Source organism: Kineobactrum salinum, from assembly GCF_010669285.1.
Classification (GTDB): Bacteria; Pseudomonadota; Gammaproteobacteria; order Pseudomonadales; family Halieaceae; genus Kineobactrum; species Kineobactrum salinum.
In genome coordinates, this window is the sequence record NZ_CP048711.1 from 1,384,083 (window position 1) to 1,398,064 (window position 13,982).

A 13,982-nucleotide genomic window follows, 5' to 3' on the forward strand; every position below is an offset into this window, starting at 1 on the left:
TATTGCCTCGTCGAGTTACAGGTCCGCCAGGGGGTTGGTCGGCCAGGGCGGAGTAAAGAAGGAATCCAGCAGATTGTCGGGCACGTCCCGGGAACGCTGGAACTGCCAAGCCGGTTTGCGATCCTTGTCAATCAGGAGGGCACGCACGCCTTCCGCGAATTCTGGATGGCGCACCACATTGGTGGCCAGCTCAATCTCCGCCTGGAACACTTCCCGCAGGGAGCTGTGGCAGGTTTCGCGCAACTGCCGGTGTATCCAAAGGGCAGCCAGCTTGGAACCGTGGGCCAGGCTGTCCCGCGCCTTGGCCAGCCAGGGGTCAGCGGTGTGCTGGGCGAGTATGTTGTCAATGATCTCATGGACGCTGTCGCCGTCACACAGGGAATTGATACGGCCTATGTGGGGCTCTACCTGCCCACCGGGCAAGGAAGACAGGCTCTGCTCCGCGAAGGGGCGCAGCACATGACGCACCACGCCGTGGTTAGCCTGGGAATCATCCGCCAGCCACTGCTGCTTCTGCAGCGACTTTAGCACTGCACCCTTGTGCTCACTGGCGATGAAGCGGTCTGCCAGCCCTGTGTACAGGGCGTCCGCCGCATTGATGGACGCCCCGGTCAGGGCCAGAAACTCACCGGCACGACCGGGCATGTGGTTCAGGAACCAGCTGCCCCCCACATCGGGGAACAGGGCAATGGTCACCTCGGGCATGGCAATGCGAGTGGACTCTGTCACCACCCGGTGACTGCAGCCCGCCATCACTCCAAGACCGCCGCCCATGACGATGCCGTTACCCCAGCAGATAATCGGCTTGGGATAGGTGTGCAGCGTGTAGTTCATCCGGTACTCCCGGGCGAAGAATGCTTCTGCATACTCGCAGGGCCCACCCGGTGTGGCGATGGCGGAACGGTACAAGGCCTGTACGTCACCGCCCGCACAGAAAGCTCTGTCGCCACTGCCTTCAATGAATACCGCAGCTACGGCATCGTCGTTCGCCCAGCGGTCCAGCTGGTTCTGCAACAGGTCGACCATCTCCAGAGTCAGGGAGTTGAGCGTGCCCGGTACGTCCAGAGTGACTCGACCGAGCTTGCCGCTCTTGGCCGGTAGTTCAGCAAAAACTATCGGTTCATCGGACATCGATCTCTCCTTGGCAGTCCGTCCACTCGCAATTATTTTTCCACGCTCAACTGTTTTTCCACTGGGGCTTGCGCTTCTCCAGGAAGGCGTTCACGCCCTCGCGCTGATCTTGCGTGGAAAACAGCTCCACGAACAATTCCCGCTCACCCTGCAAACCGTCACTGATCGCCTTGTCACGGGCGGAATGGATCAGGCGTTTGCAGCGGCCGATAGAGGAGGGGCTCTGCTCGCCCGCCTGCTCCGCCAGAGCCATGGCCTTGTTCAGGGCCTCGCCCTTGCCGACCACTTCCTCCACAAGGCCGATACGCTCGGCAGTAGTGGCATTGATACGCTCGCCGCAGAGGATGATGCGCTTGGCCCAACCTTCGCCCACGAGCCAGGACAGGCGCTGGGTACCGCCAGCACAGGGCAACAGGCCAACTTTGGCCTCAGGCAGCGCCATCTGCGCCTGTTCTTCGGCAATGCGGATGTCACAGGCCAGGGCCACCTCCAGCCCACCGCCCATGGCGAAGCCGTTGACGGCTGCGATGGAAACACCTCGAAAGTCCGCCAGGGCCTCGAAGGCCTCGCCGAAGTAGCGGGCCATCTCGTCCGCGGTCTTCGGGTCACCGTCGGCGAACAGTTTGAGGTCCGCTCCGGCCGAGAAGAATTTCTCACCGGCACCCGTCAGCACCAGAGCGTAGATGTCCTGGTTGTTGTTCAGCTCGCCAACCAGGTCGCGCAGGGCCGGCAGGCTCTCCACGTCCCAAGTGTTGGCGGCTGGGTTGTCGATCGTCACCAGCGCGGTGTGTCCACGCAGTTCCACCTTGATCTTGTCAGTCTTGCTCAGGCTCATTTAATGACCTCCAGGGCGCCTTCCATCAACAGTTTGCGCGCAATGATGACGCGCATGATTTCATTGGTTCCCTCCAGAATCTGGTGCACGCGGGTATCGCGAACATGCCGCTCCATGGGGTATTCGCGGATATAGCCGTAGCCGCCAAACAGTTGCAGGGCGTCGTTGCATACGCTGAAGCCCACGTCGGTGGCAAAGCGCTTGGCCATGGCACAGTACGTGGACGCCTGCGGATCCTTGTTGTCGAGCTTGCTGGCGGCGAGGCGCACCATCTGCCGGGCCGCAACCAGTTCGGTGAGCATGTCCGCGAGCTTGAATTGGGTGTGCTGGAAATCGGCGACGGCGGTGTCGAACTGGCGCCGTTCCTGCACATAGGCGGTGGCCTCCTCCAGCGCCTGCTGCGCGGTGCCGACGCTGCAGGTGGCGATATTGATACGGCCGCCGTCCAGACCTTCCATCGCAATCGCAAAGCCCTGGCCCTCTTCGCCCAGGCGGTTGATCACCGGCACCCGCACGTTGTCGAAACCAACCATGCGGGTGGGCTGGGCATTCCAGCCCATTTTCTCTTCCTTCTTGCCGTAGCTGACGCCCTCGGCATCCGCTGGAACAGCCAGGGCAGTCACGCCCTTGGGCCCGGCAGCGCCGGTGCGCAGCATGACCACCAGCATGTCGGTTTCACCGGCGCCGGAGATAAATGCCTTGCTGCCATTCACTACATACTGGCCGCCTTCCTGTTTGGCACTGGTACGCAGAGATGCCGCATCCGAACCGGAGCCCGGCTCCGTCAAACAATAGGAGGCCAGTTTGCCGCCCGTCACCAACTCGGGACACCACTCTTCGATCAGCGCCTCGTTACCGTACTTGCCGATCATGCTGGTGGCCATGTTGTGGATGGTCATGAAGGCCGTGGTGGTGGTGCAGCCTCGGGCCAGTTCTTCCACGATCAGACTGGCATCCAGCCGGCTCATCCCCAGTCCGCCGGCAGCCTCGGGGGTATACATGCCCATGAAGCCCAGCTCTCCGGCAGCGGCGAAGGCCTCCTTGGGAAAGATCGCCTCGGCATCCCAGCGCGCGGCATTCGGTGCCAGCTGCTTTTCGGCGAAGGCACGCGCGCTGTCGATAAAGGCCTGTTGTTCTTCGGAAACCGAAAATTCCATGGCTTCAGTCCCTTCAGAAACGATTCATGACTTTGCCGAACAGCTCTTCGTCGCTGGGAATTACCTTGGTCTCGGCCAGCGGTTTGGACACCCAGGTCTCGTTGATCAAGTCACGCCAGGTGATGTTGTGGTTGATGCTGTTACCACCCCAGGAACCGCAGCCCAGGGAGAAAGTCTGGCGCATACCGTTCCACAGATTGCCACTGTTGGAGGCGGCCTGTGGCTGATTCACCATAACCCGCGAGGTACGCGTGGCCAGGGCCAGCTTGAGGATGTTGTCGTCGTCGTTGGAATAAATCCCGCAGCTGTGGCCCTGGCCCTGGTAGGCCTGGATGCGGTTGGTCAGGTCAATCGCTTCGTCGATGTCCTTGATCTTGTACAGAGCCATGGTCACTGTCAGTTTCTCGCCGGAGAAGGGATAGTCCGGGCCGGCGCCTACTTCGGGCACGATCAGAAACTGCTTGCCCTCGGGTAGACTGATGCCGGCGCGGCTGGCGATGGTGGTGGCGTGCTGGGCAACGATATCGGGGTTCAGGTGTCCGTCCACCCAGATCACGTTTTGCAGCTTCTGCTTGTCCTCGCCATCAATGATGTAGCCGCCCTCGTGCTTTAACTTCTCGAGAAACTCGTCGTAGATGGATTCGAACACCAGCACAGAATTGTCCGAGGAGCAGGAAGCCGCAAGATCCAGGGTTTTGGAGATGCGGATTTTCTCCGCTGCCTCATCCAGGTCCGCGGTATCGTCCACCGTGATCACGGCGTTACCCACGCCCACGCCCAGGGCCGGGGTGCCTGAGGAATAGGCCGCACCGACCATGGCCCCGCCTCCGGTTGCCAGGATGCGGTCGCACTGGCGCATCAGTTCGTTGGTCTTGTCCAGGGATGGCACATCAATGCTCTGCACCAGGTCCGCTGGCGCGCCCATGGCGACAATGGCCTCACGCATATAGTCGCAGATCATCTTGTTGGTGAGCTTGGCGCGGGGATGTGGCGCGATAATGATTGCATTGCGACCCTTGACCGCAGAGATGGACTTTATGACTGGTGTCGCCTCCGGGTTGGTGGACGGCGACAGGGCGCCGATAACACCGATCGGCTTGGCGATCTTGATGATGTTGCGGACCGGATCCTCCTCAATCACGCCGACCGACTTGTCATTTATGATGTCCATCAGGGTCGCGCGGGTCTTGCGGTGAATTTTGAGGAACTTGCCATCGTAGTTGCCGAGCTGGGTTTCCTCCACCGCGAAGCGCGCGATCTTCTCCGATACGTCTTCGCGCGCCACCGACCACACCATGGCGGTGATAAGCTCGTCGACCTGTTCCTGGGTGTAGTGCTCAATCGCCGCTTGCGCCGCCCGGGCGCGCGCTATCATTGCGGCAATTTCCTGCTGGACGTCGTTGTCTACTTGAATTTCCTGCACCTTGGCCATGGCTCAAACTCCTGTCGTGCGACTTGCGGGTCGGGGATCCTGTCACCTGGCTATGAGACTGGATTTTTATGTTAACTGACAAGCATACTGACGACAGGATTGGAAGCAAGGGACTAAATTGCGGTTGATATGGATTATATTGCGGTGCAATTTCCGGTTCAGAAACCACCAACCAACTGGGCACCACGCGTCGAACAGGCTCCTGGCAACAGAAGCTGCGCACGTAAGCTTCCCCTCTGAGAGGACAGTTTATTAGTTGGGATTTCTGGCATAGTAACCCTAGGAGGTTGGTATGCGGAAATCACGATTCAGTGAGACTCAAATCGTCTCGATCTTGAAGGAAGCCGATAGCGGGATACCCGTGAAGGACCTGTGTCGCAAGCACGGCATCAGCGATGCGACTTACTACAAGTGGAAGTCAAAATATGGTGGCCTTGAGGCATCCGAGCTGAAACGGATCAAGGAGCTGGAGCAGGAGAACGCCCGCCTGAAGCGGATGTATGCCGATTTGGCGCTCGAAAACACGGCGATGAAGGACCTGATCACAAAAAAGCTCTAGGGCCGGCCCGCAAGCGAGATGCGGTGCGTCACCTGACTGAAAGGTTTGATCTGTCGGTCAGGCGGGCGTGTCGATGTGTTGGGCTCTCTCGGTCGGCCTTTTACCGGGAAGTCGATGATTGGACCGTGCGGGACGCGGATGTCATTGCTGCCTTGGCGGAGCTGGTCCAGGATCGCCCCAGCCGTGGCATCTGGAAGTGCCGCAAGATCCTGCGGCGCCAGGGCCGTACCTGGAATCACAAAAGGATTTATCGGGTCTACAAGCGTATGAATCTTCACCTACGGCGTCGAGCCAAGCAGCGCCTGCCGAAACGGCATCGCGTGGAGCTGTATGTTCCCCAGCTGCCAGATACGGTCTGGTCCGCTGACTTCATGTCCGACGCATTGTGGAATGGACGCCGCTTCCGCACCTTCAACGTTGTCGATGATTTCAATCGCGAAGTGCTTCACATTGAGATCGATACGTCGATCACCTCAGAGCGTCTGGTTAGGATATTCCAGCGGCTGCAAGAGAACCACGGTCTACCGCAGGTTCTGAGAACCGACAACGGCCCGGAGTTCCTCGGAGAGGCCTTCGTTACCTGGGCAAAAGCAGCCGGCATGGCGATCCAGTATATCCAACCGGGAAAGCCGAATCAGAACGCATACGTCGAACGATTCAACAGGACCTACCGCGAAGATATTCTGGACCAGCACCTATTCACCTCGCTGGACGACGTGCGCGAAGCAACATTCTGGTGGATGCTGGAGTACAACGAGGAGCGCCCCCACGACTCATTGGGCGACCGGACACCCGCCGAAGTGCGGCAACAAAGTGCCGGAGTCTCTACTTTTAAATTGTCCTCTTGACGGGGAAGCTTACGCGCAGGCCCGCTGGGCGGTACGATCACGGGACACCAATCCCGGTTGACCTGAAGGTGTCTGGTCATAGACGGGGGCGCGGCCCGGAATCGCCAGACACAAAAAGTCCTGTAAAAACAGGGCTTTACCGGACAATTCAGGACTTTCTGGGATGTCCCTGGATGATTCAAATGGTGCGAAGGCGGGATGAGAAAAACTCCTCTAATATATTGATTTATATATTATTTTTTAGGTTACTCCAGAGCCTCGTAGCACGATTTATTGCACCCAGAATTAATTTATGATTCTTCTTGTTAATGACTAACTCCAGCATGTGCATATTAGTGCCATCCCTATTCTCTTCGTATACGACCGTATACATCCAACGCATCCTGTACCCTTTCAGTGTAACTAAATAGCTCATCAAAGCTCATTGCAATCTCAGTAAGCCATGTAGTCCCAGCCGCATAGCGGCGACAACAGAAACTTATTATGTGGTTGGCTATTTTGCACGGCCTGCTGATTGCTCCAGTTCAATGATTTTAGTTACTACCCCTTTACCCACAGTGCGAGCGCCCTCTCTTATTAAGAATTCTATGCCTAGGTGAACTTTACCAAGATGCTCCTGAGGACTTAGAAACCCCAAATAAGCTCGAACAGTTTCACCGGGATTTGCCATCCCCACATCGGGGTGTAACGCCCAGCTGCGGCTGGAAAAATTGGAGGCGATGCCGGAGATTTTGCCAGTCCGACAGCAGCTGTTTATTATGTGCTTACCCGACATTTAGCTCTCTAAAAACCGTTATCCGCTTCAATCGTGCATCTTGAATGTCAATAAAATCATCCTCAACCTTTCCGTTAAGCATTTGATATACATAGTATGGGGCTTCGTTCTTCAAATATTCCTGCAATCCATCTTCGCCATGGGCAGAACTGCCTTGAAGCAAGCCGGTGCCTCGCAACCAACTTAGCGCACGGTCTGGCAGTTCTCGGCCGCCAAAACCAGGACAACAAAAAAGACAGTGCATAGGTTTCAATGACCCAATAATTGAAGAAAGGCGAGTTTCCATTTTGGATTGAAGTCTTTTCACTACTTTTGGGCTGAGGATTGAGGTTCCGTAATGACGCACAGTAGACTTATGAGACCGACATACCCAATTAGCTTTATACCTTTTTGGCTCCCAATTGGTATACATACAATAAAGCGGAATCAACCCATTCTTTGCAGCATCATTAATCAATAGATCAACTTGGGCACCATGCTTATTCTTGTGATGCAGATGTTCGTATTTTCCACTAGCTAGGTTTAAAACTTTTGCTTGAACCCTCATCCCTAGCCATTTTCCACTTGGAGCTGTAAACCACCACTCCCAATCTGACCCATTCAAGGACTCCGCATGCCGAGTAAAAGTATCGATGGAAATTTTCCCCACACCCCACTTTTTAATATTCAGTACGATGAAATCTGTGATAGATTCTTCTCCCACTTGATAATCAAGTGTTCTAGCTTCGCGGAGCTTATTCCAAGCCCACGCAGAATTCTTGATGGCTATTTCATCTAATTCCATTATCGGATGCATCCTTATTCACATAACGGTCACCATAAACTGTGCGAGGAACGAGCGTCCGCCGACCGCAGGGAGCGAATTTAATGGTTTGGTTATAAGGCATGTAACTCCCACTGATCTCTGCTTATTTTGTACAAAACATGCTCGCAAAGCGGTTCAGAAGGTTCTAGATCCGGATGCTTAAAATTGCTGGCATAGGACATTCCGATTTTTTTCATGACAGTTTGATAGCTAAGGTTGCGCAGTGTAGTAAAAGAGACTACCTCATCTAAATACAAAAGTGGAACTAGCCCCAGTTTAACAATTTCATCGTTTTTCTTTGATATGTCACTCATAGCTCGATCGGGCCATAACGTTGCGCACAGGGGCAAAAGCTGCGACGCAGATTTTGTCCGGCAACCGAAGGTTCAACTGGTGCGCCTTGTTAGCGGCGCACTTACAAACCAACACTTTCTTTGGCCATTGCGATAAGGAGTGCTTTAAGGACATCAAACGATAATGCACCTGTAGAAGTAGTTACCTTAGACTTCGCCTTATTCCAAAAGCTATCGTCTTTAGAGGCTTCTAAAAATTCATGCCCGTCCCAGGTCAAACTAAACGGATGAACGGCAATCACTCTAGTTGGCGTCGACTTAGAAACAACTCTTTCACACCGTAGAAGTCCGGCCTCATCCATCAGCAATAGGTGATATTTGACTTGCAGATCACTATATCCTTCAAAGCTCAGTTCACGAACTATCCGGTCATTCTCTTTTTCTTCAAAGAAGATTAGAATTTTTCGTACAAGGTCTAGATCGCGCTTCATATTCTTCTCAAACCGCTAACGCCAGCCATCAGCCGATCCGAAAACGCGCCAGCGTTTTTCGGGTCGGATGGATGGCCTTGTTGGGCAACTCGTTCATTCGAACTTTTCCTCTATCTCGTCATCCTCTGACCCGAAATAGACGTTTGGAGCGCCGATCACCCGCATAAGCTCAAGGCGACCCCCTATGTCTTCCTCCATTTCGGAATATAGGTGTTCGAGTTCATCGACAACCAAGGATTTCCCAGAATCCGATTGAAATGCGTCTAAATACTCATCCACTAGGCCTGGATCAAATTCAAGAGGCTCGATGCCTCTCAAGAATTCCAGGTATCCAGATGATGATTTCGTGTTCATAAAGAATACAAGTAACTCCTTCCAAAGAACATCTTCATCAGAGATATCGACTTCGCGGAGAAAAACGGATTCCGCCTTTGACCCATGCCGAATTTCATATGTGTATAAGTTAATATGCCTGGCACGTTCCTTTATGATCTGGTAAAGCTTCCTAGAGATAGCGAGAATAGTTCTTCGAACAAATCTACGATAACGGTCTTCATTATGATTTCCTAGAAAAGGTGTGTCGTCGGGGAATGAAACCTGGAGGTGTTTTTCTAACCAATTGAGAATAGCTTTCCGTTCTTTTTTGGCGTCGTGCACAGACGCAAGAGAAAATCGATCATAGCGAAATATTTTATAGAATTGTCCGAGCATGCTCAACAATTCAACCTGTGGCTGACCCAGATTTACTTGAGTGTGCTTTCCAAGGCGGGCAAGAAGATCTAAATGATTGTGAGTTATTAGTGATTTTTCCAACTCTTCCTGATTGGTTGAGTCGTCATGTTCATATAGAACCACCGCAATCTTCAGAAGTCGCTCGATCCCGACAGAAAGATCGTAAAGAAACTCGAAAAGTTCATCGGTAAAATCTAGGCTTTTCATTTCATGGTAACGACGTAACCCGTTATAGATGAAAGCTCCGGAAACGCTAATCTCTTCACCGAGCTTAAAGTTCTTCCAAAAATCTGTTGGATTCATGATCATCAACCCAATGCCGTGATTCGGACTTTTATGCCCGACGCCGCGCTCTGCGGCACATTTGGAGCGCAGGGGAAAATGTGTGATCCTCACCCGATAAAACGGACACGCTTTACGCCGCTCTAGCTTCATAGTGTATCGGGCTTTTGTAGCCGATGCCCGAATGTAGTCTCGTTCGATTGTAGAACCCGTCAACGTACCACGCCAATGCAGATCGTAGCGCGGGCTCGTCGTCGAACTTCCTGCCCCTGATTAGCTCTCCCTTCAAGCTGTGATAAAACGATTCCATGTGGGCATTATCGGTGCAATAGCCCAAGCGATTGTAGCTTTTTCGGATACCGTGCTTTTCGAGCTCGTCCTGTATCGCGTAGGCCATAAACTCTATCCCTCTGTCCGTATGGAATATCAACCCAGAGCGTGGCTGCCGCCTGGCGATCACCCGTTTCAGCAATGGCAGTACATCATCAACGGTGCGACTCCTGCTTAAAGACCAGCCGAGTATTCGGCGAGAGAATACGTCCATTATCGTGATCAGGTACTGATACTGCGAACCGACTTTTATGTAGGTAAGATCTGCAACCCATTGTTGATCGCTCCGTACGGGGGTGGCCTCTTGCAACCGTAGATTCTCACCCGCCTGTTGAAACCGTCTCAGTCTCGGCGCTCTTCGTGTAACTGTCACAACCCTTCCCTTAATACCCATGTCGCGCATCAGCCGGGCAACCCGTTTGGCGCTAACACTAGTTCCCTGAGCCTGTAGGCTGCGATGAATCCGTGGGCTGCCGTAAATCTCTCTGCTTGCCGCATGGATCTCCACGATCTTCTGGGAGAGCTCCACATCCTCTCTGGCCCGGTTGCTCGGTCGGCGCTTCAACCAATCGTAGTAACCAGTGCGCGATACACCCAGCCAATTGCACAGGTATCTGACACCTAGTCGCTTTCCGTGTCTCTGGACGAATCCAAAGCGCTCTGATGTTGTTCCGCCAGATACCGTTGCCACTTTTTTAGCAGGTCATTCTCCTGCCTCAGTCTCGCATTCTCCCGCTCAAGCTTCTTGAGACGGTCGAGTTGCTTCTTCTCTTTGCCAAGACCGGTAAGCTTTCTACGCTTGTCAGCCACAATTTTTCCTTCTCTGTACTCCTTCCTCCACCGGGAAAGCATGAAGGGATGGATGTCCAGTGTCCTCGCTACCTCCTGGACTTTCACGTCCTCCAGGTGACTCAGCTCTACCGCCTTGACCTTGAACTCATTGGTATATTGCCACGTCCTTCTTGGTTGCGTATATCTTGGCATCAACAGACTCCTCGTTAGATTGAGGTGTCCGTTCTAGCGGGTGAAGTTTAGTGTCCGGCAGCAGCGCCTTGTTATACGGTATTTTAACTGAGCTCAAACTGTCCTCGTTCAGCCGAATGCGAACATTCAGACGAAGCATGTGTCTCACTTAGCGACCGAAAGCTCAGAACAAAGAGTACCGATGGGGTCAGCCTTACTTCGCAGAATGTCTTTGGAGTATTGAGCGACCAATCTCGCTGAAATTTTCTTGCACCAGCTCGGGCTCTTAAGCTCGTTTTTGTAGTCAAATGCACCCGCACCCTCGTCCTTATCAACAATTTCAGCGTTTAGATCGAATGCAAGCGACTTGGCGAGAACACCAATAAGATCGACAAGTTCTTTCTCTCCTCCAGACGTGATAATTCCCTTCATATTATTCAACATTGCTACGCCTTTCGGATCAGTTCGGATGAGACTGACAACTGCATAAGCCAAGAAGTACTTTGTGAGATTATAGTAGGCGAAATTTTTATCTTCAATCGCATCAAGCGCCGACTCAACAGACTCGAAGCACTTCCAGTAGCCCATGATTCTCGCACCCGTTACATCGGGCCTGCCAAAAATATCTGAGTGAAGGTCGTCCATCACCTTGTATTTCTGGTGACAGCTCCATGGCTGTGCAAGATCCATTGCGAGTAAAATAAGGCCTGCGGACTCGTTTTTTAAAACTATCTTGCCCTTATTGGTTTCGCCCTGTTTTATCTCATATGCAACATTGTTATTGCTGATAGCACTAACTTCTTCCTTTAGCCGTTGCTGAATGTTGTGGTTGGATTTTAGGTCACGTGCCTTGATCGCGTTTTGATTGTTGCTGTTCGTAGTAATCCGCTGTGAAAGAGCTGAGTCGCCTTTCGTCTCTATCAACTTCACCAAAATCTTGAGATCGTCTGTGATCTTCGATTTCTCAGCCAATAACGAGGTGAGGCTTTGCGCTCCATTGACCACAACGTAGTCCTGAACTTCGATCCGTTCCTCGGATTCAGAAGAAATCTCCCTGCAAAGCACGTTGATTCCGTTGTGATAAAGCGGAAAATTTTTGTGCTCCCCCTTTTCCTTTATACTCTGTCTCAGCCCTTTGTTGACCTTTGTATTTCCAAGGGCTAATCGAACGTTCTGCTCAAACAGACTCCCATCCGCAATTCCTTCCATCTTGAGAAGGTTGAGGGCTGGAGCCAGAAACAGTCGGGCAGCGGCGCCTCCAGCATCATACTCGATGACATCAGAGTCAGAAGTATCGAAGTAGTAGCTTCCCTTGATCCCACCATCGACATCTAGGTCTACATAATCATTGGCTATGGCTTCTGCGTCAAAGAGTTCGATATTGGGCAATTTGGCCAGAATTGCCTTTGCGTCGTCGTTTGCCCGCGCGTTGCTTATAAAGACGCCAAGCACGTCGTATCCGCTCTCCACCTTTGACGCGAGACGCGTTCTCGTGATGGCTTGCTTCAGCTTGTCGTTTTTCGTCTCAGAAAAAACTTCGTCAATCTTATCTTTGCTATCGAATTGCTGGAGAGTTCCGTAGAACTCCTTAATTTCGGTATCGCCAAACTCAGCATTGTCCTTAGTCTTGGTCTTCGCTTGTATGATGTAGACGATCTCAGAAACATCGTCCACATAGATTGCGTCCACACCTTTATCGTGCTTGGCATCCACGCAGGCATCATCGGAATCAATCTCTTCCAATCGATATATATTCTCTAGCAGGCTGCTGAAAAAGGCATGATTTTGACGCACTCAACTTCCTCGTCGTTCCGTGTCCCAAGTTTGGTCAACGGCGAGTCGGATTCGTGGCAACTTCACCGGATTGGGGATTCGGGGCCGATTTCCGCTGTGACAAGGTCCTTCATAGCCTCTATCGCCTCCATAAGCCGCTCATGGGCGCTATCGATTCCCCGTATCCCCTCACCACGCCGCCTCGGGCAGCAGATTTCTGATACGTATGAGATTGTAGGCAGCCATCACCCTCAGGAAGTCCTGTCTTACCCGAGTCAGACCTCTGAACTTTGTCTGCCTGAGCCCGCCGATCTGCTTGGCCCAGCCAAAAGGTTCCTCCACCCGTTTGCGCACCCGTTGGCTGATTTCGTAGCCCAGATGACGGGTCGTTCTACCGTCAATCGCAGACCCGCCTGCACGCTTCAGGTTTTGGGCAACGTGCGGGGTAACATCCAGAAATCTCAACACGTCGACAAACTCCCGTGTGTCGTACCCTTTGTCAGCTCCCAGTGTTGCGCCACTTTTCAATACCGTCGCCATGTCGATCGCTGCATCGCGCTCGGCAGTGCCAGTGGCCGAGGTAAGATCGGCATTGACCAGCAGGCCATTGCGGTTCTCCATCAGGGTGTGTCCGGTGTAGCTGGGGCGCGCTCCCATACCCTGGCCCTTGGACGCAAGCAGAGCCTCGGGATCCGTGCGCGAGGCATGGGTCTTGTTGCTGCGCTTCTCGCCATGGAAGTTGCGGCCCGCATTGCGGCCGACGCCATCAGGGTTGTCATCGTCCGAGCCATCCTTGCGGCGAACACTCTTGTGAGACGCCCAGGCAGCTATCAAAGTGCCATCAACGCTGAAATGGTCGTTGGACGTGAGACTACGTCGGCGGGCCATCTCGACGATTTCTTCGAAAAGGCGGCGCCCGATGTCGGCCTGCGCCAGTCGATCCCGATTCTTGGAAAAGGTCGAGGGGTTCCACACGGGATCGTCAACACTCAAGCCAACGAACCAGCGAAACATCAGGTTGTAGTCCAACTGCTCCATCAACTGCCGCTCACTGCGAATCGAATAGAACACCTGCAACAAGGAAGCGCGGATCAGACGCTCAGGCGGGATGGACGGCCGGCCGCAGTCTGCGTAGATCTCATTAAAAATAGAGTCCAGGTTGGTCAACGCTTCATCGACCAGTTTACGCATCTTGCGGATCGGGTGGCGCTTGGGAATGCGCTGTTCCAGCGAAACATAACTGAACAAGTCACCGCCTTCCTGGTAATCACCGCGCATTGTTTGGTCTCCAACCTGCGATTGCGCTATTTTCCCTCATTCGAGGGAGTTTTTCAGCAACCTGCTAGGAACCATCTTATAAATCGGCCAGAGAAGTCCGGGGCGCGCTTTTCATACGATCTGAGTTCATGCTCCGAAAATGCATTATGGTTGAGATCTTCGACTTTCATGGCCTTTCTCCGCTTGCGGTAATTTTTAGATTCTGATGTGAATTCCGTGTTTCTAGCAGCGACAGTCCCCCGCTTCGGTTTGAGTGCGCAGAATTATGTCATGCCGTATTGTAATCCCCCCATTTCTA

At 53.2% G+C, this 13,982-nt stretch carries 11 protein-coding genes; 1 reads left to right on the forward strand and 10 read right to left on the reverse strand.

What is annotated here, in order from left to right:
- Positions 1–15: 15 nt before the first annotated feature.
- From G3T16_RS05885 to G3T16_RS05900, 4 genes are read right to left on the reverse strand one after another with little or no spacing between them, the layout of a single operon-like run.
- Entirely contained in the window at positions 16–1,131 is a 1,116-nt protein-coding gene (locus G3T16_RS05885) for an enoyl-CoA hydratase/isomerase family protein (RefSeq protein WP_163494248.1), read from the reverse strand.
- 46 nt (positions 1,132–1,177) lie between these two features.
- On the reverse strand, positions 1,178–1,966 hold the full coding sequence (locus tag G3T16_RS05890; RefSeq protein WP_163494249.1) for an enoyl-CoA hydratase: 789 nt from the start codon (positions 1,964–1,966) through the stop codon (positions 1,178–1,180).
- Positions 1,963–3,123 (reverse strand): acyl-CoA dehydrogenase family protein, encoded by a 1,161-nt coding sequence (locus G3T16_RS05895; protein WP_163494250.1) that lies wholly within the window; start codon positions 3,121–3,123, stop codon positions 1,963–1,965. Before G3T16_RS05895 ends, G3T16_RS05890 begins: the two co-directional genes overlap by 4 nt.
- Before the next feature lie 13 nt (positions 3,124–3,136).
- On the reverse strand, positions 3,137–4,555 hold the full coding sequence (locus G3T16_RS05900; RefSeq protein WP_163494251.1) for an aldehyde dehydrogenase family protein: 1,419 nt from the start codon (positions 4,553–4,555) through the stop codon (positions 3,137–3,139).
- Positions 4,556–4,847: 292 nt separating this feature from the next.
- Here G3T16_RS05900 and G3T16_RS05905 point away from each other — a divergent pair.
- Positions 4,848–5,962 (forward strand): IS3 family transposase gene (locus G3T16_RS05905; protein WP_163494252.1). Its coding sequence is split into 2 segments (ribosomal slippage): positions 4,848–5,100 and positions 5,100–5,962, totalling 1,116 coding nucleotides; the frame shifts between segments, so codons are not numbered across the junction.
- Positions 5,963–6,726: 764 nt separating this feature from the next.
- Here the strand turns inward: G3T16_RS05905 and G3T16_RS05910 are convergent.
- The 6 genes from G3T16_RS05910 to G3T16_RS05935 form a co-directional block, all read right to left on the reverse strand.
- Entirely contained in the window at positions 6,727–7,521 is a 795-nt protein-coding gene (locus G3T16_RS05910; protein WP_163494253.1) for a DUF6615 family protein, read from the reverse strand.
- A 436-nt stretch (positions 7,522–7,957) separates the two neighbouring features.
- Positions 7,958–8,326: a DUF2513 domain-containing protein gene (locus G3T16_RS05915; RefSeq protein WP_163494254.1), complete on the reverse strand. Its 369-nt coding sequence runs from the start codon at positions 8,324–8,326 to the stop codon at positions 7,958–7,960.
- A gap of 93 nt (positions 8,327–8,419) precedes the next feature.
- Positions 8,420–9,493: a hypothetical protein gene (locus tag G3T16_RS05920; RefSeq protein ID WP_163494255.1), complete on the reverse strand. Its 1,074-nt coding sequence runs from the start codon at positions 9,491–9,493 to the stop codon at positions 8,420–8,422.
- Positions 9,474–10,654, reverse strand: a protein-coding gene (locus tag G3T16_RS05925) for an IS3 family transposase (RefSeq protein ID WP_163494256.1) whose coding sequence is annotated in 2 segments (ribosomal slippage) — positions 9,474–10,369 and positions 10,369–10,654 — 1,182 coding nt in all. Because the reading frame shifts where the segments join, the coding sequence is not laid out codon by codon here. The genes G3T16_RS05920 and G3T16_RS05925 overlap by 20 nt, the downstream gene beginning before the upstream one ends.
- Before the next feature lie 144 nt (positions 10,655–10,798).
- Positions 10,799–12,427: an AIPR family protein gene (locus G3T16_RS05930; RefSeq protein ID WP_332102867.1), complete on the reverse strand. Its 1,629-nt coding sequence runs from the start codon at positions 12,425–12,427 to the stop codon at positions 10,799–10,801.
- A gap of 168 nt (positions 12,428–12,595) precedes the next feature.
- The gene (locus G3T16_RS05935; protein WP_163493605.1) at positions 12,596–13,684 is read right to left on the reverse strand and encodes an IS5 family transposase; all 1,089 of its coding nucleotides are present in this window, start codon (positions 13,682–13,684) and stop codon (positions 12,596–12,598) included.
- Positions 13,685–13,982: the final 298 nt, after the last annotated feature.

Bases quoted from the DNA above. Each gene is read 5' to 3' on its own strand.
- G3T16_RS05920 (WP_163494255.1), bottom strand. From the start codon at position 9,493: ATGAAGCTAGAGCGGCGTAAAGCGTGTCCGTTTTATCGGGTGAGGATC.
- G3T16_RS05915 (WP_163494254.1), bottom strand. From the start codon at position 8,326: ATGAAGCGCGATCTAGACCTTGTACGAAAAATTCTAATCTTCTTTGAA.
- G3T16_RS05885 (WP_163494248.1), bottom strand. From the start codon at position 1,131: ATGTCCGATGAACCGATAGTTTTTGCTGAACTACCGGCCAAGAGCGGC.
- G3T16_RS05910 (WP_163494253.1), bottom strand. From the start codon at position 7,521: ATGGAATTAGATGAAATAGCCATCAAGAATTCTGCGTGGGCTTGGAAT.
- G3T16_RS05895 (WP_163494250.1), bottom strand. From the start codon at position 3,123: ATGGAATTTTCGGTTTCCGAAGAACAACAGGCCTTTATCGACAGCGCG.
- G3T16_RS05935 (WP_163493605.1), bottom strand. From the start codon at position 13,684: ATGCGCGGTGATTACCAGGAAGGCGGTGACTTGTTCAGTTATGTTTCG.
- G3T16_RS05890 (WP_163494249.1), bottom strand. From the start codon at position 1,966: ATGAGCCTGAGCAAGACTGACAAGATCAAGGTGGAACTGCGTGGACAC.
- G3T16_RS05900 (WP_163494251.1), bottom strand. From the start codon at position 4,555: ATGGCCAAGGTGCAGGAAATTCAAGTAGACAACGACGTCCAGCAGGAA.